Annotated in this window: 16 protein-coding genes; 12 read left to right on the top strand and 4 right to left on the bottom strand. The window is 74.0% G+C overall.

The annotated features are described in order from the left end of the window. Window positions 1–3: 3 nt before the first annotated feature. Genes GA0115242_RS21205 through GA0115242_RS41775 form a run of 6 tightly spaced genes read left to right on the top strand, consistent with a single transcriptional unit; the run spans window position 4 to window position 6118 of the window. Window positions 4–1170, top strand: a complete 1167-nt coding sequence (locus GA0115242_RS21205) for a hypothetical protein (protein WP_093830810.1) — start codon at window positions 4–6, stop codon at window positions 1168–1170. Continuing rightward, the gene (locus tag GA0115242_RS21210) at window positions 1167–2210 is read left to right on the top strand and encodes a phosphotransferase enzyme family protein (RefSeq protein WP_093830812.1); all 1044 of its coding nucleotides are present in this window, start codon (window positions 1167–1169) and stop codon (window positions 2208–2210) included. The genes GA0115242_RS21205 and GA0115242_RS21210 overlap by 4 nt, the downstream gene beginning before the upstream one ends. Continuing rightward, window positions 2207–3703: a class I adenylate-forming enzyme family protein gene (locus GA0115242_RS21215; RefSeq protein ID WP_093830814.1), complete on the top strand. Its 1497-nt coding sequence runs from the start codon at window positions 2207–2209 to the stop codon at window positions 3701–3703. The genes GA0115242_RS21210 and GA0115242_RS21215 overlap by 4 nt, the downstream gene beginning before the upstream one ends. Next, window positions 3700–4941 (top strand): type III PLP-dependent enzyme, encoded by a 1242-nt coding sequence (locus GA0115242_RS21220; RefSeq protein WP_161353215.1) that lies wholly within the window; start codon window positions 3700–3702, stop codon window positions 4939–4941. Before GA0115242_RS21215 ends, GA0115242_RS21220 begins: the two co-directional genes overlap by 4 nt. Continuing rightward, window positions 4938–5843, top strand: coding sequence for an acyl-CoA dehydrogenase family protein (locus tag GA0115242_RS21225; protein ID WP_256089491.1), 906 nt, complete (start codon window positions 4938–4940; stop codon window positions 5841–5843). The genes GA0115242_RS21220 and GA0115242_RS21225 overlap by 4 nt, the downstream gene beginning before the upstream one ends. Then, a complete protein-coding gene (locus GA0115242_RS41775) occupies window positions 5777–6118 on the top strand; it encodes an acyl-CoA dehydrogenase family protein (RefSeq protein WP_256089493.1) in 342 nt (113 codons plus the stop codon). Before GA0115242_RS21225 ends, GA0115242_RS41775 begins: the two co-directional genes overlap by 67 nt. 357 nt (window positions 6119–6475) lie before the next feature. On the opposite strand, the gene GA0115242_RS21230 is transcribed toward GA0115242_RS41775, so the two are convergent. Continuing rightward, window positions 6476–7609, bottom strand: coding sequence for a nucleotidyltransferase family protein (locus GA0115242_RS21230; protein ID WP_141721698.1), 1134 nt, complete (start codon window positions 7607–7609; stop codon window positions 6476–6478). Between the two features lie 414 nt (window positions 7610–8023). Then, window positions 8024–8269 (bottom strand): acyl carrier protein, encoded by a 246-nt coding sequence (locus GA0115242_RS21235; protein WP_093830820.1) that lies wholly within the window; start codon window positions 8267–8269, stop codon window positions 8024–8026. A 286-nt stretch (window positions 8270–8555) separates the two neighbouring features. Here GA0115242_RS21235 and GA0115242_RS21240 point away from each other — a divergent pair, with 286 nt between their 5' ends. From GA0115242_RS21240 to GA0115242_RS21255, 4 genes are all read left to right on the top strand, one after another. Continuing rightward, complete coding sequence (locus tag GA0115242_RS21240) at window positions 8556–9494, top strand: HAD family hydrolase (protein WP_107461448.1); 939 nt, start codon at window positions 8556–8558, stop codon at window positions 9492–9494. Next, window positions 9491–11713 (top strand): ABC transporter ATP-binding protein, encoded by a 2223-nt coding sequence (locus GA0115242_RS21245; RefSeq protein WP_093830824.1) that lies wholly within the window; start codon window positions 9491–9493, stop codon window positions 11711–11713. The genes GA0115242_RS21240 and GA0115242_RS21245 overlap by 4 nt, the downstream gene beginning before the upstream one ends. A 374-nt stretch (window positions 11714–12087) precedes the next feature. After that, window positions 12088–13920, top strand: coding sequence for an ABC transporter ATP-binding protein (locus GA0115242_RS21250; RefSeq protein WP_093830826.1), 1833 nt, complete (start codon window positions 12088–12090; stop codon window positions 13918–13920). Between the two features lies 1 nt (window position 13921). Further along, a complete protein-coding gene (locus tag GA0115242_RS21255) occupies window positions 13922–15319 on the top strand; it encodes a condensation domain-containing protein (RefSeq protein WP_093830828.1) in 1398 nt (465 codons plus the stop codon). 52 nt (window positions 15320–15371) lie between these two features. Here the strand turns inward: GA0115242_RS21255 and GA0115242_RS21260 are convergent, their stop codons facing one another. Continuing rightward, the gene (locus GA0115242_RS21260; RefSeq protein ID WP_093830830.1) at window positions 15372–17408 is read right to left on the bottom strand and encodes a condensation domain-containing protein; all 2037 of its coding nucleotides are present in this window, start codon (window positions 17406–17408) and stop codon (window positions 15372–15374) included. Between the two features lie 129 nt (window positions 17409–17537). Continuing rightward, on the bottom strand, window positions 17538–18545 hold the full coding sequence (locus GA0115242_RS21265; protein WP_161353219.1) for an LLM class flavin-dependent oxidoreductase: 1008 nt from the start codon (window positions 18543–18545) through the stop codon (window positions 17538–17540). A 666-nt stretch (window positions 18546–19211) separates the two neighbouring features. Between GA0115242_RS21265 and GA0115242_RS21270 the strand changes: the two genes are divergently transcribed. After that, window positions 19212–19946, top strand: coding sequence for a class I SAM-dependent methyltransferase (locus GA0115242_RS21270; protein WP_176729871.1), 735 nt, complete (start codon window positions 19212–19214; stop codon window positions 19944–19946). Window positions 19947–20403: 457 nt separating this feature from the next. After that, window positions 20404–21336 carry a phytanoyl-CoA dioxygenase family protein gene (locus GA0115242_RS21275; protein ID WP_093830836.1) on the top strand — a complete coding sequence of 311 codons (933 nt, stop codon included), beginning with the start codon at window positions 20404–20406 and terminating at the stop codon, window positions 21334–21336. Window positions 21337–21453 lie beyond the last annotated feature (117 nt).

Here is a 21453-nt window from a genome sequence, read left to right on the forward strand (position 1 = left end):
TGCATGAGTCTCTACGCGTCACTGACCGGCCGGGCGGAACGGAGCACCACCCTCCCACCCCTCGACGTGGGCTGGTACCGCCTGCGGCTGCGGGTGCGCACCACCGACCCGGGCGTCCGCGACCACCTCGCCAGCCAGCACCACACCGTCGCACCCGACCTCGTCCCCCCGGCGCCGCTGCCGGTGGCCGACCTGTGGGTCCTGCCCGGACCCGACCCGTCCGCCGGACTGCCCCCGGGCCCACCGACCGGCCGCCGCCAGGCCTTCACGGGGGAGTGGTACGACGAACACCGCGGCGCCGACGGCGAGACCGTCCTCGTCGCGGCGCGGCCCACCGCCCGTCCGCACACGCTGATCACCCGCGACTTCCGCTCCTGGGCCCTGGTCGCCCGGGACCCGGCGCACCTCGGCCTCCTCGCGGGCCGCACGATCAGGGAGCTGGTGCGCGAGGCGGTCCTCGGCGACGGCGGCCTCATGTTCCACGGCGCCGCGGCCCGACGGCCGGGCGGGCGCGGGGTGTTCCTCGTCGGCGACGCCGGTGCGGGAAAGACCTCGTCGGCCGTGTGGCTGGGCCGCGGGGGCGGCCGCGTGGTCGCCACCGACCGCGCCCTCCTCGTCCCCGCACCGGACGGACCCCACGCCGTCGGCCTGCCCATGTCCACCCGGCTCGGGGCGGGCGCCGTCTCCGCGCTCGGCATCCTGGACGCCCTGCGCGGCCACGCGCCCGTGCGGGCCATCAACCCGTTCCGCGCGGACGCGGCCCCCGCACCCGAGCGGCCCGCGCCCGGCGCGGACAAGGTCTGGCTCAGCAACAGCGAGGTGCACGACCTGCTGGGCGCCCCGTTCACCCCGGTCACCCGCCCCGACGTCCTCGTCGTCCTGGAACGCGCCGCCTGCCCGGAACCGGCCTTCACCCGGCTGGACGCCGCCGACGCCGTCACCGCCCTCGCCCCCTACCTGCTGTACCCCGACCCCGACTACCGGAGCCGGTGGCTGGCCGCCGACCCGGCACCCGGGCCGACAGCGCCCGCGCGATCCGACCTGGCCGCACTCGTCGGCACCCGCCCGGTCTTCCGGCTGCGGTGGGACCCGGCGCGGCACTGCGACGGACGCCTGCACGACCTGGTCGCGGCGATGGACGCCTCGGGCACCGCGACGGTCGGCGCATGAGCGCCTGGCGGCCGGACCCGGGTCCCACCGTGCCCGAGGTCGTCGGCACGGCGTACGGCCTGGAACCCCGGTCCGTCGAGCTGCTGGTGCGCGAGAGCCCCAACCAGGTCTGGCGCTTCACCGCGGCGGACGGCCCCTACACCCTCAAACGCCTCGGCAGACCAGGTCAGGAGAGCTGGCTGGCCTTCCAGGACGCGGCCGTGCTCCGGGCCGCGGCACACGGCGTGCCGGTCGAACCGCTGCTGCGCACCGCGGACGGCCGTCCCACCGCCGCCGCGCACGGCGCGCTGTGGCAGTTGCGCCGCTACGTGGCCGGACGCCCCGCCGCCGACGGGGACGCCGCGGACCTGCGCGCCGCCGCCGAGGTGATCGCCGCCGTCCACGCGGTGCCGCTCGACGGACTGCCGGAAGCCGGCGGGAACCCGATCCAGGACATGGAGTTCTGGCTCGGCGCCGACGCGGAGGCCCTCGACCGGCTCGGTGCCCTGGTCCGCGACCTCGTCGGCGCCGCCCTCTGGGAGGAGACCGCCGACGCCTACCGCGGCGCCCACCGGCGCGCCCGCGCCGAACTCGACCTCGCCTCCTACCAGGCGCTGCCCACCACCCTGACCCACGGCGAACTCGCCGGTTCCAACCTCGTCTTCGACGACGACGGCACCCTCGTCTCCCTCCTCGACTGGGACGGCGTCGACGTCCGGCCCCGCGTCTACGACCTGGCCCGCGGCCTGCTGTTCCTCGCGCGGGCGGGCCGGGGCAGCTTCCGGGTCCACCACCGCCTCGGGACCGACCTGCTGCTCGGCGCCGCGGGCGGACGACCCCTCACCCGGGCCGAACTACGCGCCGTCGTCCCGGTCCTGGAGCTGTACTTCGTCCCCACCCCGCGCTACGTGCGCCAGCTCGCGGCGACCGACCTCGCGGCCCTGCGGTGGTACCTGGGCTGGGCGGCGGACGGGGCGAGGACCGTCCGCGAGAGCGTCCGGGAAGTCGTCGGAGCGCTCGCGGCCGGCGCCGGGCGGGCGCCGCTCCTGGAGCGGCCGTGAGCGGGGTCGCGGCGCCGGACACCGGGGCGCGGTGCGTCCACGACCTCCTCGCGGACACCGCGCGCACCCGTCCGGGACGCCCCGCCGTGCGCGACCACGAGGGCGCCTGGACGTACGCCGAACTGGCCGACCAGGCACGGCGCGCCGCCGCCTGGCTCGACGGCCTCGGCGCCGGGCACGGCGAGCGGCTGCTGTGCGCGCTGCCCGGCGGACGGCACTTCGCCGCGCTGCTGTTCGGCGCGCTCTCCCGCGGTGTCGTCGTCGTCCCGGTCGCCGAGGACGCCTCCGCCTACCAACTGCGCCACCTGCTCGACGACGCGCGGCCCGCCGCGGTCGTCGCCGCCCCGGAGAGGGTCGCCCGGATCGCCCCGCTGACCGACGTCCCGGTCACCGCCCCGGACTGGGCCGGGACCCCGCCCGCCACCGACCTGCCCGAGGTGCCCCCCGACCACCCGGCGATGCTCCTCTACACCTCAGGCACCACCGCCCGCCCCAAGGGCATCGTCTGCCCGCACCGCGCCGTCGTCTGGGCCGCGCGCGCGATCGCCGCACGCGTCGGCTACGGACCGGCCGACATCGTCCACTGCCGGGTGCCGGTCTCCTTCGACTACGGCCTCTACCAGCTCTTCCTCACCGTGCTCGCCGGAGCCGAGGTGGTGTACCCGCCGGGCCGGGCCTCCGCCCGCGAACTGGTCGAGATCCGGCGCAGCGGCGCCACCGTCGTCCCCGTCGTCCCCACCCTCGGGCTGCTCCTGGCGCAGCTCGCCGACCGCGACCGCCGCCCGACGGCGGTACGGCTGCTGACCAACACCGGGGCCGCCCTCGTCGGACCCGACGCCGCCCGGGTCCGCGCCGCGTTCCCCGGAGCCGCGCTGATCTGCATGTACGGCATGAGCGAGTGCAAGCGCATCACGGTCGCCGAACCGGACGAGGACCTGACCCACCCCGGGACGGTCGGCCGCCCGCTGCCCGGCACCCGGCTGTTCCTGCTCGGCCCCGACGGCGAGCCGGTCCCGCCCGGCGCCACCGGCGAGATCGTCGTCGCCGGACCCCATGTGATGGACGGCTACTGGGGCGACGAGGCCGCGGCCCGCCAGCGCGAACGCTTCGTCCCCGCGCCGGACGGAGCCGGACGGGCCCTGCGCACCGGCGACTTCGGGCGGCTCGACGCCCAGGGACGGCTGTACTTCCAGGGACGGCGCGACGACCTGTTCAAGCGCCGGGGCCTGCGGCTGAGCTGCCAGGAGGTCGAGAGCGCCGCCCTCGACGTCCCCGGCGTCGCACAGGCCGCCTGCCTGCCGCCGGAACCGCCCGGCGAACGGCTCACCCTCTGGATCACGGGCACCGCCGAGCCGGACACGGTCGTCGAGGGCGTCACCGCGCGCCTCGGCCCGGCCGGACGCCCCGACCGGTGCCTGACCCTGAGCCGTCTGCCGCTCACCCCGAACGGGAAGGTCGACCGGGCGGCACTGCAAGAGAGAGGCGGAAGGTGACCGACCACCAGTTTCTGAGAGAACTCGCCGCCCGGTACGGCACACCGCTGTACGCCTACGACCTCGCGGCCGTCCGCCGGGCCGCGACCGCGCTGCGCGACGACGTCCCGTCCGGCGCGCGCGTCTACTACTCGCTCAAGGCCAACCCCCATCCGCGCGTCGTGGAGGCGCTGCGCGCCGAGGGCTGCGAGGCCGAGGTGAGCTCGGTCGGCGAACTGCACGCCGCCCGTGCCGCAGGACACGCCCCGGACCGCGTCCTCTACACCGGACCCGGCAAGTCCACCGGAGCGCTGCGCGCCGCGCTGGCCGCCGGGGTGCGCACCTTCTCCGTCGAGTCGCCGACCGACCGGGCCCGGCTCGACACCCTCGCCCGGGAGGCGGACACGGTCTGCTCCTACCTGGTCCGCCTCAACGGCCCGGCGGGCAGCGAGAGCGGCTCGCTGCGGATGACGGGCGCCGCCTCGCCCTTCGGGGTCGACGTCGCCGACGGCGCGGCGATCCGCTCGCTGCTGACGCCCGCCGAGCACACCCGCCCGATCGGCACCCACACCTACTTCGCCACCAACGTCGCCGACGAGAAGGGGCTGCTCGCCGAGTTCGAGCAGGCGGTGCGGACGTCGGCGGCCGTCTGCCGGGAGAGCGGCTTCGTCCCGGATCTGCTCGACCTCGGGGGAGGCTTCGCCGCGCCCCAGGCGGTACCCGGCGAGGCGGGCCGCCATCCCGGTCTCGCCGAGGCCGTGCGCGGCGCGGTCGCGGCCCACTTCCCCGGCGCCGGGGACGCCGTGCGGCTCGCCTTCGAGTCCGGGCGCTACCTGGTCGCCGCCGCCGGGACCCTGGTGACCGAGGTCCTCGACGTGAAGGAGACCCGCGGGCGGACCTTCGCGGTCCTCGACGCGGGCGTGCACACCCTCGGCGGCCTCTCCGGCCTGGGACGGCTGCGGGCACCCGACGCCCGCCCCTACCGCCTCGCGCCCGCCGCCGGTGGGCCGCTCCCCACGGAACCGTCGCCGGTCTCCCTGGTCGGCCCGCTGTGCACGCCCCTCGACGTGCTGAACCGGTCCGCCGACATCGGGGACGCCAGGACCGGCGACCTGCTGGCCGTGCCGAACGTCGGCGCGTACGGCCTGACCGCGAGCCTGGTCGGCTTCCTGAGCCATCCGCTGCCCGTGGAGGTCGTGCACGAGGCGGGCACGGTGACCTCGGTCCGCCGCCTCGGCCTGACGGAGACGCGTCCATGACCCAGAGAGAAGAGGAACCGGTGCCGGAGAGCGACGTGGCGGACGTGGTGGCCGTGCTCAGCGCGCACGCGGCCGATGTGGACGCGCGCGGCCGCTTCCCGGCCGAGGGCTTCGCGGAGCTGCGCCGCCGCGGCTACCTCGGCCTCCTCGTCCCCGCGGAGTACGGGGGCATGGGCGCGGGCCTGGCCGAACTGACCTCGCTGGCCCAGCGGTTCGCGGGCGGCTGCCTCTCCACGGCGATGAACTGGGCCATGCACTGCCAGCAGACCGACCTCGTCGTCCGGCACGCCACACCCGAACTGCGGGCCTCACTGCTGCCGCGGATCGCGGACGGGGAGGTCTACCTCGCCTCGGTCACCACGGAGGCGGGCAAGGGCGGCCACCTGCTCACCGCGCGGGACGCCCTGCGCACCGGGGACGGCCTCGCCGTCGAGCGCGAGGCACCGGTGGTCACCGGCGGACTGCACGCGGACGGATTCCTCATCACCCTGCGCGACGGCCCCGACGCGGCGGCCCACGAGGTGACCCTGCTCTACGCCGGACGGGAGGACCTGAAGGTCGAACAGACCGGCGCCTGGCGGACGATGGGCATGCGCGGCACGGACAGCGTGGGGCTCCGTCTCACCGGGCGGGTGGCACCGGAGTGCGTGATCGGGGAGCGGGGCAGGTTCCGGGAGGCGGCGGCCGACAGCATGGTCCCCGTCGGACACCTGGCGTGGAGCGCCTGCTGGCTGGGCGCCGCCCGCGCGGCCCTCGCGGGGCTCGTCCGCTGGATCACCGCGCGCGGACGGCGGCCGGGGGCCCGGACGCCGCCTCGCCGCTCGTCCAGGAGCGGATCGCCCGGATACGCCTCGACCTGGAACTGGTCAGCGCGTACCTGGGCAAGGTCACCGAGGAGGTGAGCCGGATCCGCGCCCGCGGAGGCCGACTCGACGTGCCGTCCGTCCAGATCCATCTGAACACCCTCAAACTCGCCGCGTCCGAGCTGACGTTCAGGGCGGCGGACCGGATGGTGCAGCTCGCCGGGCTCGCCACCGGCTACGGCGCCGAGTCGCCGCTGCCCCTCGAACGCACCTTCCGCGACCTGCGCTCCGCCGCCCTCAACTACTCCAACGACCGCCTGTGGACCGCCAACGGCACGCTCTCCTGGGCGGACCGCGCGGTCACCCTGCTGTAGGGGAGGGCAGAACGTGACACGCCCGGGGACCGGAGAACGGACGGCACGGAAGACGCGCCGACGTCGCGGCGGCGCGGGGCCGGCGGGGAGGCGCGGTGGATGCTCCGGTGCGGCGGGGGTGGCGGGGCCGGGTGGACGTTCCGGTGCCGCCGGGACGCTGCGGCCCGGCCGACGTCGCTGTGCCGCGGGGCTGGTGGGGACGGGCGGTGGCCTCAGCGGCGCCGCCGGTTCGGTGCGGCCGGGTGGACCTTCCGGCGTCCCCGGGAGGGTGCGGAGGTCCGGCGGACACTGCCGTGCCGCCGGGACGGTGAGCACGTCAGGCGGACGGCCCGGCGCCGCCGGGACGCACCGTGGACGCTACGACGCCACCGCGGCCGTGAAGTCGCACGGCGCGGGCGTCCGCAGCCGTTCGCGGATGTCCCCGCTCCACACGAGCCGCTGTCCGGGCCCCGCGCCCGCGCTCGCCAGCCACTCGGGCCGCGCGTGGCCGGACAGCCCCAGCTCCGCCACGATCCCGCTGCCGAAGAGCGTGTCGGTGTGGCCGCAGATCCAGGCGATCGGGTCGGCCAGTCCGAGCCGGGCGACGGCGGCGGCGATCTCGGCGCGCGTCCCCGGGGGCTGGAGCGTCCAGTGGCGGACGACGTCCACGAACTGGGCCAGCGACACGTCCTTGCGGCGCGCGGTGCGCACGATCCAGCTCTCCCGGAAGACGTGCAGGCAGAGGAAGAGGAAGGTGTCCACGGGCGACAGCGTGGGCAGCGTGACCTCGTCGGTGACCCGGGCCGGCACCACGCCCGCCATCACCCCGTCCATCGGGACCTGCCACGGCCCGCCGTGCCAGGTGAGGCTGTTGGCGACGTCCACCGCGACGTCCGGCACGCCCAGGTCACCGGTCAGACGGTGGAAGTGCGGCCAGTGGTCGGGGGACATCTGGTACATCCGGGCGTCGCCGCGGGAGAGGGGCCGCAGCTCCTTGGTCCCCGGGTCGAAGTCGGTGCCCGCGGTGAAACCGGCGTCCAGCAGGGCGGCCCGCACGGGCTCGCGGTCACCGGGCGCGATCATCAGGTCGACGTCGTTGAAGTTCCGGATGCCGGGCACCGCGTACAGGCTGTTCTGGAGCACCACGCCCTTGGTGAAGGCACAGGTGAGCCCCGCCTCGGCCAGCGTCCCGGCGAGCCGCGCCGCCTCGGTGGTGAGGAAGTGGGCGCGGTACTCGTTGTGGCGCAGGGCGGCCATCACCGGCGCCCGCAGCCGCGCGGGCAGATCGCGCCGCAGTCCGTGGCGGTTGAGGAGATCGGCGAGCGCGGCCAGCAGCCCGTGCCGCATCGCCTGTTCCACGAGCCGTCCGTGGTCGAAATCAGGACGCCTGATGAGTTCCGCGCGTTCGTCCGGTGGCGCGTCGATCCCCTGATGGGTGGCGATCAGTTCGACAAAGCTCCACACGTCGTCCCCGGGGCGCCCGGTGATGGACGGATCCTTTTCCGCAGTCACGTGTCTCCCTCAGTTGCCCGGTCTTTCGGTGCACCCTGCCCCACGGCACCGTGAGAAGGATTACTGACTTCGCCGGTCGTGGACCGTGCCGCGACAGCCCCCTATTCCCGCGCGCCCAGCTTTCTTTCTCCCCCGGACGGCGGGAGAGTCACGCGGAAAAGACGCGGGCGAGATGGGACGGCCGTTCCCGCAGCACGCCGAATCGGAACGCGAAAGAACGCCAAAAGATGTGGCCCGCACGGAAGGAATACCGCGGTGGCGGGAAGGCGCCCGCGCGCAACCGCCGACCGCTCCGCCTCCACGGGACCGGACGCGCCGAAAGCGGAGCGGGCGACGGGCGCGAGCCGCCGCGGGCCGCGCGTGGGACACCGTGCCGACAGCGAACACACGGTCCTGACCTGCGAATTGGGCGTCCTAGCCGTCGATCTTCGTCTCCAGCAGCTGCACGATCGTGTCGATGGTGGCGAAGTGTTCCAGGCTGATCTCGTCGTCGGCGAAGACGATGTCGAAGTCGTCCTCCAGCGAGAGAGTCAACTGAATGCTGGTCAGGGAATCGAGGCCGCGGTCGGCCAGGAGGTCGCCTCCCGGGAAATCGGCGGGCTTGCCCAGAGCGGAGCCCACCTGCTGGCGAACCTTGTCGTCTATGTCGCTTCTGCTCATGAAGTCCTCGCGATGGTTTCTTATTCGACCTCTGCTGTCACGCGCTCACACCTCATGCATACCCAGGCAGTCGAGGATACGTACACGCTAACTGGGTTGCAATGCCTGGAAGTTGGCACCACCAAGCATGTATGATGCCCGAATCCACCGATCCGAATCATCCGGGGCGGACGCATGAATGGGGCATTTTGTGCCGATGGCGCACCGCGGGCCGCGCGTGCATTCGACGCGCGAATGTCGGCCGATTGTCGCCGTTTCTCCGGCGTTTTCCCCGCGCCCGCCGAATGTGCCGGGCGACGGCCCGGAGTTCTCCCCGCCGGGTGAGGATCCGGCGCCGCACCGACCGGATCCGGACCCAGCAGGGAGGCACGCCATCAGCACCGACTTCCCGGACCTCACGGGACCGGCGACGGAGGACCCCGCTCCGGCGGCGCCGCGCCAGAGCGGCGTTCCGCGCTACGCCGCCTTCGACCTCGACGGCACCCTGCTCGACGCCGAGGGACGCATCCCGCGCGCGACGGTGGCCGGAATCGCGCGCCTGCGCGGCCGGGGACTGCTGCCCGTCCTCGTCACGGGACGCTCGCTGCCCTCCTTCCGCCGCTGGCGGGACGCCGACCGCGTGCTCGACCTCTGCCACCCCGAAGTGCTTCTGGAGGAGGGGGACCTCGTGTACGACCGCGGACAGGACCGGCACCGGGCGGTGGCCGCGTTGCCGGCCGACGCCGTCGCCCGGGTGCGGCGCGCGTGCGCGGACGTCGTCGCGTCCTGCGACGGCCGTCTGCTCGCCTCGACCCGCCGGGCGGCCGTCGCGTACGCGGTGGCCCACGGCGTCCCACGCGACGCGATAGGCATCGGGCCGCCGACCGGTCCGAGCACCCGGCTGATGGTCTTCGGCGAGAAGCCACCGGAACCGCCCGGCACGGAAGGGCGCGCGCTCCGCGGCTTCGGCGCGACCCTGCTCACCGCGGCCGGACGGGGCAAGGCCGTCGGCCTGGCCGCCCTGCTCACGGACCGGTTCGGCGAACGGGACGGCCTCTCCCGGGTGGTCGCCTTCGGGGACGGGGACAACGACGCGGGTCTCCTCGCGGGCGCCCGCCTCGGCATCGCGGTCCAGGGCTCATCGCCCGCGGCCCGTGCCGCCGCGGACCTCTGCCTCGACCGGCCCCTGGAGGAGTACCTCGCGACGACGGACCTGGCGGGTCCCGACCCGACCGACCGCTCATGAGCGGGCACCCGCGTCCGGACCCGCCCCCGGAGCACACACCGCGCGCCACGCCCGCGCCGGACCGGACGGCCCGTGCGGACGCCACGGACGAGCCGGTGGTCGGCCCAGGCACCTGCGACACCGCGCCCCTCACAGACGCCGCGCCCGCCACGGACGCCGCGCCCGCCACGGACAGCGCGGGCGCCTCGGCCCCGGGCGCCGACCGTGCACCGCGGGAGGCCGAGCCGGGCGACCGGACGGCCCGGCGGTTCCGTTCACCGAAGGTCAGACAAGGAGTGGTCGCCGCGAACACCGACGGGAAGACCCACCCAGGGCCCACCAGGAGACTGGCCGGTGCCGCCCGACTCGCCGCCGAGCGGACGCGGTTGCTGCGGATGGCGCTCGGCGCCCGCCCGATCAGCCTCACCGCGGCCCTCGTCGCCAGTCACACCCTGACCATGCTCTGGCCGACCGTCAACGCGCTCGCCACCGGCTGGCTGGCCGCCGAGGCGGCGGCCGTCCTCGGCCACGGCGCCTCGCTCGCCTCCGTCGGCTGGCCCCTGGCCGTGCTCGGCGCGCTCCTGCTCGCCGACGAGGTCTCGGTCGCCTTCCGGGACAGCATCCAGCGGCTGGTGGCCGGACGCCTGGACGGCGAGACCCTGCGCGAGACGCGCCGCCTCGTCCTGCGGGCCGCCGACGCCACCCTCCCGCTGACCGAGGCCGACGACATCAGCCGCGCCTCGGACATCGGCCCCACCGCGCGCCGTTCACCCGGAGCGGCAGCCGTCGGCCAGCTCACCCTGACCTTCCGGCTCCTGTCCGCCGTCGTCGCCACCGCCCTGCTGGCACGGTTCTTCCCGGTGACCGCCGTGCTGCTGCTGGCCGCCTCGCTCACCGCCCGCGCCGTCGTGCGACGGCAGTGGATGGGCCTGGCCGCCGTCAGCAACGCGCGCGAGGCCGAGGCACGCCGCACGCGGTACTGGTCGGAGATCAGCGCGGGCCGCGCGGCCGGGAAGGAGGTCCGCCTCTTCGCCCTGGGCGGCTTCGTGGTCCGCCGCAGGACCCGCGAGGCACTGGCCTGGGCGAGCGACGTCTGGCTGACCCGCCGCACGGTCCTGTCCCGGCAGTGGATCACCATTCTGCTCGCGCTCTCCTCGGCCGCCCTCGGCATGGGCGTCCCCGGACTCGCGGCGCTGCACGGCGAGTTGAGCACCGGGGAGTTGGTGACCTGCCTGGTCGCCGTCACCGTCGTCTTCCGCATCAGCTCGATGGGCATGGAGGCCTACGACATCACGCACGGCCTGGAGGCGGTGCGTGCCCTCGACGCCCTGCGGGCCGCGGCTGCCGTCGGCGACACCGCACAGAGCGCCGCCGAGGGGAAGGCCCGGCCGGGACCCGCCCCGGCCGACATCCGCTTCGAGGGGGTGCGCTTTCGGTACCCGGGCGCGCGACAGCCCGTCCTCGACGGCATCGACCTGCGCATCCGCGCCGGTGAGACGCTGGCGATCGTCGGCGACAGCGGAGCGGGCAAGACCACGCTCATCAAACTTCTCACCGGCCTGTACACCCCGACGTCCGGCCGCGTCACCGTCGACGGCGCCGACCTGGCCGGGTTCGACGCCGAGGCATGGCGGCGCCGGATCGGCGTGGTCTTCCAGGAGTTCAACCGCTATCCGCTGAGCCTCGCCGACAACGTCGCGCTCGGCGCGCCCGAGCACCGCCAGGACCTCGACGGCGTCGACCGCGCCCTGCGCCGCGCCGACGCCGCCGACCTGGCCGACAGCCTCCCGGCGGGGCGGGCCACCCGGCTCTCCTCGGAGTTCCGCGACGGCGTCGACCTCTCCGGGGGCCAGTGGCAGCGACTGGCCATCGCCCGCGCCCTGTTCGCCATCGACCACGGCCGCGACCTCCTCGTCCTCGACGAACCCACGGCCCACCTGGACGTCACCTCGGAGGCCGAGTTCCACGACCGCATCACCGCGGCGGCCCGCGGCACCACCGTCGTGCTCATCTCCCACCGGCTGTCCACGATCCGCCGCGCCGACCGCATCGTGCGGATCGCGGACGGCCGGGTCGTGGAGGAGGGCGGGCACGACGCCCTGATGGCGGCCGACGGCGGCTACGCACGGCTGTTCCGCCTCCAGGCCGCCCGGTTCGGCGCGGACCGCGCCACCCTCCCCGCGCAGGGCCGCGGCGCGACCACCGGCCAGGACCGCGATCCCGCGAGGTCGACGCCGTGAGGCGCGGCCGGGGCGGCGGTCCGCCGGGGGCACGGACCGTGCGCGGGGCACCGGCGCCGGGAGCCGACCACCGGCAACCGCCCGTGCCCGGGGCGTCCGACCGGCCGACGAGCCCAACGGGCCGCGCAGTTGTGTGCCCACCCGTCTCCGGTGGGCGGTGTCCCGACACCCCGGCGTCCCGCCCCGGACCCGGCCGCCGTGCCACGACGTGACGTCCGGCCGGGGGAGCGGCGGGACCGCCCGGCCACGGGCACCCGCCCCCTCCGCGCCCGCCCCCTCCACGCCCGCGCCCGCGCCCGTGCACAGCGCACCGCACCGCATCCGCGTCGACCCGACCCGGCAGACGGGTTCTCACGATTGGCTGGGCCCCACCGATGACCGAACCACGGACCACCCGCACGGCGCCGCTCGCCGGACGCGTCTTCGTCCTGGGCCACCTCGTCCGCCTGACCTGGCGCACCGACCGCACGATGACGCTCCTGCTGACGGCGCTGATGCTCAGCCAGACGGTGGCGGTCGCCCTGACCGGCCTGAGCCAGCGCTGGCTGGTGGACTCGGTCGGCCTCGACACCCTCTCAGGACTCGTGGGCGCGGTCGCCGCCGGCGCCGTCGGCTACGCCCTCACCGCGGCCTGCGGACGCGTCCAGGCGAACATCCTCGTCGACCTCTCCGACCGGGTGGACGTCAAGATCAGCGAGGAGGTGCTGACGTCCGTCGCCACCATCCCCTCCCTCGACCACCTGGAGACCCCCGGCCTCCTCAACCGCCTCAGCGTGCTGCGCCGCGGCACCCCCGCGCTCTCCGCCTCCGCCTGGCGGCTGGCCGACGCCGCCGCCACCGTCACCAGCGTGGTGATCTCCGTCTGGCTGCTCATGGACGTCTCCGTCCTCATGGGCCTGCTCGCCCTGCTGACCCTGCCGCCGCTGTGGACCGGGCACCGCGCGCAGGCCGTGCTCCGGGCGGCCAGGGACGCGGGCGCCGAGCACCAGCGTCTGGAACGCGGCCTGCACCACCTGTGCGTGGACTCCGCGACCAGCCAGGAGGCGCGGATCACCGGCGCGGGTGCCGTCCTCGACGAGGAGGCCGACCGCGCGTGGACGGCGTCGGTCCGCACCCTCTACCGCGCCGACCTGGTGGCCTCCTGCTGGCGGCTGGCCGGATGGGCCTGCTTCACCGTCAGCTACCTGGGCGCGCTCGCCCTCGTCCTGCACCTGGCGCTCCAGGGCTCCGCCACCCTCGGCGACCTGATGCTCGCCCTCACCCTGGGGAGCAGGCTGCGCTCCCAGGTCCGCATCACCGTCGACAGCCTCGGCAAGGTCTCCGAGGCGTGCCAGGCCCTCAGCCACTACCTCTGGCTGCGCGCGTACGCGCGGGAGGCGCGGCGCTCCGGCGCGAGCGCCCCGCGCACCCTGACCGGCGGGATCCGCCTGGACGCGGTGTCCTTCACCTACCCCGGTGCCGCCACGCCCGCCCTGACCGGCATCGACCTGGACCTGCGGCCGGGCACCACCGTGGCGCTCGTGGGCGACAACGGCGCGGGCAAGTCGACGCTGGTGAACCTGCTCATCGGGATGCACGAGCCGACCGGGGGCACCATGACCGTCGACGGCGTCCCCGTCACCGCGATCGCACCGGAGTCGTGGCGCGACCGCTGTACGGGAGCGTTCCAGGACTTCGTCGCCTTCGAGCTGACCGCCCGCGAGAGCGTCGCCGTCGGCGCCCCGGGCGACACCTGCGCGCCCCCGGAGGCGGTGGACGACGCGCTGCGCCGCGCGGGCGCCGACCGCTTCGTCGCCGCCCTCCCGGACGCCGGGGACACCCAGCTCGGCCGGGTCCACGGCGGCGTCGAACTCTCCCGGGGCCAGTGGCAGCGCGTCGCCCTCGCCCGCGCCTTCGTCCGCCGCGACGCGGCCCTGATGGTGCTCGACGAACCCACCGCCGCCCTCGACCCCCAGGCCGAGCACGACCTGTACGAGCGGTTCACCCAGGAGACCGGCGGACGCGAGTCCGGCGTCACCGTGCTGGTCACCCACCGCTTCTCCACCGTGTACATGGCCGACCACATCGTGGTCCTCGAGAAGGGCCGCGTCTCCGAACAGGGCACCCACGACGCCCTCATGGACCGGCGGGGCCGCTACTGGAAACTCTTCACCACCCAGGCACGCGGCTACACGCTCCCGGAGGCGGACCGGAAGGAGGAACCCTGACGTGAACGCCGCACACCGGTCGTCGACCCGGTACCTCGCCTTCGACGACGCCGGCCGGGGCACCCACGGACTGACCTGGGGACAGCAGCGCTTCCGGCGGATGATGCTCGAACTCCCCGAGGGACGGCACGTCTACGTGCCGCTGCACCTCGCCCTGCCCGCGCCCCTGCGCCCCGGGGTCGAGGAGACCCTGCGCAGCCTGCGCACGGTGGTGACCCGTCACGACACGCTGCGCACCACCTTCGGCGCGGACGCGGAGGGCGTCCCCCTGGCGACCGTCGCCGGGAGCGGGCGCCTGCCCGTCGAGGTCGCGCCGGTCCCGCAGGACGGTGCGGCCGGGGTCCACCGCCACCTCTACGGGGAGATGCGCGAGGAACTCTTCACCCTGGACGCGCGGCCGCTGCGGATCGCGCTGTTCACCGAGGGCGACACGGTCCGTCGCGTCGCCGTGCTCTTCAGCCCGATCGCCCTGGACGACTGGGGGCTCAGCCTGTTCAAGGAGGAGCTGCTCGCCCTGCTGTGGGGCAGGGAGGGCGCGCTGACGCCCGATCCGTGGCAACTGGCCCAGCAGCACGCCTGGGAGCGGAGCCCCGAGGGCCGACGCCGGTCCGAGCGCGCGATGGAGTACTGGAGCCGCTCGCTGACGCTGCCCGCGCCGCCGCTGTTCACGGACGGCCACGCCGACACCGCCGTGCCGCCCGGCGGCCACCCCTTCCACGAGACCGTCTTCGAGTCGCCCGCCGCGCACCGGGCGGCGCGCGAGGCGGCCGCCCGCCGCCGCGTCTCCGTCCACGCGGTCCTGACGGCCGCCGTCCTCACCGCGCTCACGGCCCGGCACGGGGTGACCCGGCACCACTTCGGCGTCTACGTCCACAACCGCTTCGCACGCGCCACCCGGGGCATGGTCGGCCCGCTCTCCCAGTCCGTCACGGTCGGCGTCGACACGGACGACGGGAGCTTCGGAGCCGTGCTGGACGCGACCGCCCGAGCCCTGCTGCCCGCCTACCGCAACGCGGCGTACGCCCCGGAGGCATTGGACGCGCTGCGGCAGCGGTTGCGGAGCGAAGGGACCGAGCCCGCCGCCCCACGCCTGTTCCTCAACCTCACCAACAGCAGAGCGCTGTCGGCCGACCCCGATCCCGGGATCGGGGAGCCGATGGCGGAGGTGACGCACTCCCGCTTCCGCCGGATCGCGCGACCGGTGCCGGGCACCACGGACCTGTACCTCGGCATCCGCCCCTACCGGAACCACATCGGCTTCTTCGCCCGGGGCGACGGCCGCGCCGTGAGCCGTCCCGCGACCGAGGCCCTGCTGCGCGGGGCGGAGTCGGTGCTCGTGGCCGAGGCGGAGGGACGGCACCTCACCCCGGCCGACCTGCGCGCGATCACGAACTCCTGACGCGCGACGGCCCCCAGGTGCCACATCCTGTGCCCGGCAGGGCTCCGTCGGCTCAGCCGGCGGTCTTGTCCCGGCCCGGCACGCAGAGCCCCGCCACGACCCGCAGCGGCCACGGTCCCAGCAGGTCGTCCGGGGTGGGGCCGGTGTACCCCAGTCGATCGAGCCGCCGTACCACCGCGGGTGCCATCACCGCGGTGCCGCCCTGGCGGACGTAGCAGGAGTCCAGGTCGACCGGAGCGCCGCGGAGCGCCAGCGACACGGCCGCCGCGAACGCCCGGTCACGGGCCTCGGCGCCGGGCCGGTCGGATCCGGACCCCGCCTCCGCCGGGGTCCCGGTACCCGCGGGCTCGCCTTCTTCGGCCGGGGGAGAGGCGTCGGCGTCCGGAAGCGCGTCGCACCACACGTACGCGTGCGGGCACATCACGTCCAGTTCCTCACGCGCCACGGCCAGCACGTGCGCCTCCACCTCCGCCCGGATCGACGGGTCCGCGACGAGACGCGCGACGAGAGCGGGCTCCCCGGAAGGACGCTCCACGAGGCCCACCGACGCGGCCCCGACCCCCGCGACCGAGCGGATGACGCGGGCCAGCTTGGCCGTGTCCACCCAACTGTGGTCGACGTGCACCCATTCCTCGCCGTAGGAGGCGACCGGGAACCCGAAGCGCTCGACGACCTCCGCGACGGTGGCGTCCGCCAGGTGCGGTTCCTCGCTCAGGGCGATCAGGAACCGCTCCATCCCGACGAGCATCCTCTCGATCTCGTCCTGCTCGATCACCGACCTGTGCGCGACGAGATCCAGGACCACCTCCCCGTCCGCCGCGAAGCTCTTGAGACAGAGGTCGGTGTACTCGTCGCGCCACAGACACTCGAGGTTCTTCAGCAGACGGGGGCGGATCTCCGGCGTCCCCTCCGGGACGTTCGGGTTCGCCAGCCTGGTGGCGAACTGGTCGCTGCAGTTGAGGATCGTCCCCAGCCGGACGGTACGGCCGCGCTCGGACTCCACCTCCGCCTTCAGGTCGCGGAACGCCAGATAGGAGTACTGCGCGTGCCGTGCTCCCACGAAGATCCGCTTCTTGGTGGCGGCCATCAGCTCGTGCACGGTCGCCCCGGGCAGCGGGTCGACCGACACCAGGGCTTCCTGGAAGAAACAGCCGACGGAGTCCCTGACCTCGCGGAAGCGGTTGGACAGGTTCATCTTGACGACGGTCCGGGGATTGCCGGACAGCGCGGCGACGGCCATGGTGAACGCGGCGGATATCTGCGCGGGCACGCTGAAGTCGGTGCCCTCGCGCATCCTCCGGAAGGCGGCGAAGAGCTGCGACGACTGGAGGGAGACCCGGCGGTAGTGGCTCTCGATGCCGTTGGCCGGGTCGACGACCGAGACGGTTCGGAAGCGGGGGAACTGCACGCCGGGAGCCGACTCCAGAACACCGCGGCAGTACCGGAGGGCCTTGAGCTGCGCCGAGTCACGTGTCCCCGACCGCTGCTGTCGCGCCACGGTGGCCGGCTGCGTCGCCGTGGCCCCCGCGGGCTCGGGTGCCGTCGGCGGTTGTCCGTCGGGGAGGCCCAGGTACCGCTTGAGGTCCGCGCGCAGCAGGGGCAGGCTGGCCGCGTCCGCGGAGATGTGGTTCAGCAGCAGCACGAGCGTGGCCACGCGTTCCCCGTTCAGCGTGCAGCCGACGCGCACGGGCAGCTCCGTGGCCTGGTCCATGGGCGACAGGAACAGATCGTGGAAGACGGCCTCGACGTCCTCGGGCTCGTTCCCGCGCCGACGCAGCGGCACCGGATCGTCGAACCGGTCGACCACCAACTGGTAGGGCGTGCCGGTCGGATCCGTCGGATAGAGGGTGCGCAGCGCCTCGTGCCGGGTCATCAGGCGCCGGACGGCGTCCAGGACCACGTCCTCCGCGAGTCCCGGATCCGGCAGCGGCACCGTCAACTGGATCTTGGCACTGTCGACGACGGGCAGCGGCAGATGGTACGCGTACCAGTACATCTCCTGGGACCACATCAGCGGCGCTCTGGCGCCCTCCCGCGGCGGGGCCACGACATCGTTGTCCGGTGTCAGGAGATCTTCGCGCTGGACCATGATGCTCCTCCGTGGATTCGTGCGGCGGCAGGCGGCAGGCGGCAGGGCAGGTAGCGGGTACCAGGCGGCAGGCGGTCCGTGGGCTCCGATGACGCGTCGCGCCCGGCCCCCTGCGCCGACCGGGCCGGTTCAGCGACCGCGCAGGTCGGCCATGACGCGGGAGATGTTGCGGAGTTCCTCCTCGTCGAGCGCACCGCCGAGGATGACGGTGCCGACGCCGAGCGCGAGGTAGCGCTCCAGGTAGTCGGCCACCTCGCGGTGCGCGCCGACCAGCAGCGGGGTGGAGCCCTTCCCCGACCGGTAGGCGCCGGTCCAGTACACCTCGTCATGGACGCCGTCGGGCCCGGCGAGACGGGCCAGCCGACGGCTCCAGTCGGACTCCGAGCGCCGCTTCATCGCGACCTGCAGTTCGGCGCGGCGGTCGGACGGGTAGCGGGCGCGCGCCGCCGACCACGCCTCGTCCCCGGTCTCCCGCGCCACGATGCCGACGCGGATGCCGATCCCCGGCCGCGGTCCCGGTCCGTCGAGGAACGTCGAGGAGAACCGCTCCACGGGTTCCGGGTGGGTGATGGCGACGTCGCCCACGGCCGCCGCGGCCCTCCGGCTGGAGGGGGAGGAGCCCGCCACGAAGACACGCGGCGTCAGGTCGGGGGCGAGCCGGGCGTGGGCGCGCAGATTCCGGTACCGGTAGTACCGGCCCTCATGGGTCAGGGGCTGGTCCGCCGAGAGCAGGCTCCGCAGGATGCCCGCGTACTCGATCGCGCGCTCGTAGCGCCCGTCGTGGTCCAGCGGTTCGCCGACCTGGTCGAGTTCCTCCCGGGCCGCGCCGGTTATCAGGTTCACGTCGACGCGCCGTCCGTGCAGGCGCACCAGACTGTGGATCGTCTTGGCCGCGGTGAACGGCGGGGTCGCGTAGGGCTGGAGCGCGACGATGGGGGTGAGGGAGCGCGAGGTGTGCAGGATCGTACCGGCCGTGATCCAGGGGTCGAAGGTCGTGTGGTTGTAGAAGATGAGCAGCCCGTCCAGCCCGTTGCCCTCCGCCAGGTCGGCGTTCCGGGTGACGAGTTTCAGGGGGTCGTGGTCGTCGGACCTGGGGGAGATGGCGGTCCCGAAGACCTCGAAGTCGAACCGTCCCACTGACACCCCTTCGCGCGATGTGCGGTCCGCCACCGCGCGCGGCAGTGGATCGCCCCGCACGGCGCCTCGCTGAACTCATCGGCCTCCCGCGCGGAATGCGCCGCGTCAGGGGCCGACTTCCGTACTTCTCCGCTTCGCACTTCCACCGCCGTCCGCCGGGAACGCGTGCCGGACTCCGTGACGTGTCCGTCTTCCGCGCCCGCGGGCTCGGCGGCGACCGGGCCGCACGGCACGGGCCTGAACCGGTGACGAGCGCTCAGGAGTGCCTTTTCACCCCTGCGGCAGCGCCTGACTGTACATGCCACCGAGAGTGCGGACCAGACCGCGAAAGTCTTGATCCGGAGTGCGGGCGACCGCCGTTCCCCGGCGGAAAGGGTGGTGAACTGGCCATAAACGCGGCTCGGCAGTTGATGTATACACGGACTTCCGGCGTGATTTCCTCCTCGCGGAGAAGAGGCGGGGTGTACGGCGGTGGACACGGCGAGGCCGGGCGGGTAGACAAGCAGGCGCAGGATCCCGGAGAGTGCGGGAATCCCCGGAAACCGCCCGGCAGCCCTCTCGCTGTGCCGACAGCCGCGCCCGCCGCGCCTAACAAAAACCTCTAAATCGGGCAGGTTTCCCTCTGTGTGCATGCGTCGTCGAGCATCGCGAAAGGGTGCGCTTCCGATGATGATCAAGACCGAATACGCCCGCCTGTACATGGACTCCCAGCTGAACCACAGTTCTGGATACTTCGGCGAAGACGACGCCTCCCTCGACGGCGCCCAGCTGTCCAAGAACCTGGAAGTCCTGCGCAAGTGCCGCATTCGACCGTCGGACCGCGTCCTCGACATAGGCTGCGGATGGGGAGCGGCCGCGCGGCTCGCCGCCGAGGAGTACCGGGGCCGCGTCATCGGTCTCACCCTCAGCCCTGAGCAGCACGCCCACGCCTGCCGGAGCCAGGAGGGGGTCCCCGAGGACCGGCGGATCGACTTCCGCCTCCAGTCCTGGGAGGACTTCACCGAACCGGTGGACAGGATCATCTGCGTCAACGCGTTCGAGACGTTCAAGGACAAGGAGTCCTTTCTGCCGCACTGCCGCCGCCTGCTGCCGGACGACGGCGTCATGGTGATGCTCACGGTCACGGCGGACCGCCCGATGTTCCGCGTCATATCCAGGGACCGGATCGTCGAGAGGGGGGAGCGTGCCGGGTTCGACGTCGAGGTGTCCGCCTCGCTGGCGCCGGACTACGCCAGAACGCTCGACCATTTCGTGGCGAACCTCGAACGCAACAGGGAGGCGGCCGTCGCCATCGCGGGAGTGACGGAGTACGAGAAGCAGGTCACCCATTACCGGGAGTGCGCGGGCTTCCTCAGGAACGGCCTGAACGACATGTTTGAATTCACCTTCACCAGCAGATGACCGACCGCGGGGCGCCGGGCGTTCCGCTCTCTCCGCCGCCCCCGAGGGCATCGGTCGCCGTCGCCGACGGGTGGCGAACGGTCGATCCTCCGTGCCCTTCCGGCCATTTCCGTCGACGCTTTCGCGCGCGGACACCGAATCGACCCGTCATTCCGGGAACGGACGGATCCCGGGGCGCGATCGCGTGAAGTCGCGGGACGGCGGTTCGATTGCGCGCGGGGCCGGATGGGAAGGATGTCGCCGTGCCGAGCCGCCCCGTCCGGAGGAAATCCGCGGAGGGTCCCGGAACCGGGAGGGACCGCCGCCCGGAGAAACGGTGCCGCAAAACGGCCGTACGGAAGCGGCCCCTCGACCGGTACGCCCGCCGCGCCGGGGCGGTAACGCCGGTCGCCCGCTCACGCCGCCTCCCCGCGGAGGCCGGCACACCCCGCCTTTCCCGGACAGGACCGCCGGGATTTTGATCGCTCCCCACCAGAAGGGACGGCTCGTCGTGGTGCAGAACGTCACCGAGGAGAACCTGCAGGCGCACGTGGACCGGTTCACCGCCCAGGGCTTCACCGTCATGCGCGGTGTGTTCACCGCCGACGAGGTCGCGCGGATGCGCGCGGCCAGTGAGCGCGTCGTCAGCAAGGTCCGCGCCGACCCCATGTCGTTCGACGCGCCGACGGTGCCCCGCTTCACCGACCGGACGGAAGGCGCCCTGGACACCTGGGGAGTGGACAACATGTTCGCCCCCCGCCTCTACGAGGCCGACCTCGGCGCCATATTCGGCCACGAGAGGTTCATGGAGTTCAGCCATGCCGTGCTCGGCCCGAATCTGCGCTTCTGGGCGGCGCACCTGCTCTGGTCACCGGAGCGCACGAGCTACGAACTCGGCTGGCACAAGGACCAGCACGACAACGAGCAGTACGACCCCACCGGCAGGTCCCTCCACGTGCAGTTCAACGTCTGCCTCACCGAGGACACCTCCTTCCGCGCCGTCCCCGGGTCCCACCGGCGGCCGCTGACCGACGCGGAGCGCGCCGCGGTCACCACCGACAGCTCCCGCCCCCTGGACGGCGAGGTCCGCGTCGAGTGCGAGGCGGGCGACGTCATCTACATGAACCACCACATGGTGCACCGGGGCTCGTGCGAGCCGAGCCGGTTCCGCCGGACGCTCCACATGAACGTGCAGTCCATGGAGGAGCAGACCGGCGGCCAGACCTCCTACTCCTACATGCGCGAACCCGGGTACCTGGAGAGCGTCGACCCGGCGCTCGCCGCCCTGATGCGCAAGGCGATCGAGTGGGACGACGCGCACCCCGTGGACCGCGCCGAGGCCCGCCGCCGGATGCGGATCTCGCACGACCTGCGCCGCTCCACGGCCGGAGCGGCCGGAACAGGGAAGTGACCGCACCCGCGGGCGGGCCCGCCGGAACCCGGGACGCGCACGGGCCGCCGCCGGGCAGGCCGGGCCGCGCGCGGTCGGCACCCCCCGACGCCCCCGCCCGCCCTCCGCGCTGACCGC

Source organism: Streptomyces sp. SolWspMP-5a-2, from assembly GCF_900091845.1.
Taxonomy (GTDB): Bacteria; Actinomycetota; Actinomycetes; order Streptomycetales; family Streptomycetaceae; genus Streptomyces; species Streptomyces doudnae.

Bases quoted from the DNA above. Each gene is read 5' to 3' on its own strand.
- GA0115242_RS21210 (WP_093830812.1), top strand. From the start codon at position 1,167: ATGAGCGCCTGGCGGCCGGACCCGGGTCCCACCGTGCCCGAGGTCGTC.
- GA0115242_RS21260 (WP_093830830.1), bottom strand. From the start codon at position 17,408: ATGGTCCAGCGCGAAGATCTCCTGACACCGGACAACGATGTCGTGGCC.
- GA0115242_RS21250 (WP_093830826.1), top strand. From the start codon at position 12,088: ATGACCGAACCACGGACCACCCGCACGGCGCCGCTCGCCGGACGCGTC.
- GA0115242_RS21235 (WP_093830820.1), bottom strand. From the start codon at position 8,269: ATGAGCAGAAGCGACATAGACGACAAGGTTCGCCAGCAGGTGGGCTCC.
- GA0115242_RS21270 (WP_176729871.1), top strand. From the start codon at position 19,212: ATGATGATCAAGACCGAATACGCCCGCCTGTACATGGACTCCCAGCTG.
- GA0115242_RS21225 (WP_256089491.1), top strand. From the start codon at position 4,938: ATGACCCAGAGAGAAGAGGAACCGGTGCCGGAGAGCGACGTGGCGGAC.
- GA0115242_RS21245 (WP_093830824.1), top strand. From the start codon at position 9,491: ATGAGCGGGCACCCGCGTCCGGACCCGCCCCCGGAGCACACACCGCGC.
- GA0115242_RS21205 (WP_093830810.1), top strand. From the start codon at position 4: ATGAGTCTCTACGCGTCACTGACCGGCCGGGCGGAACGGAGCACCACC.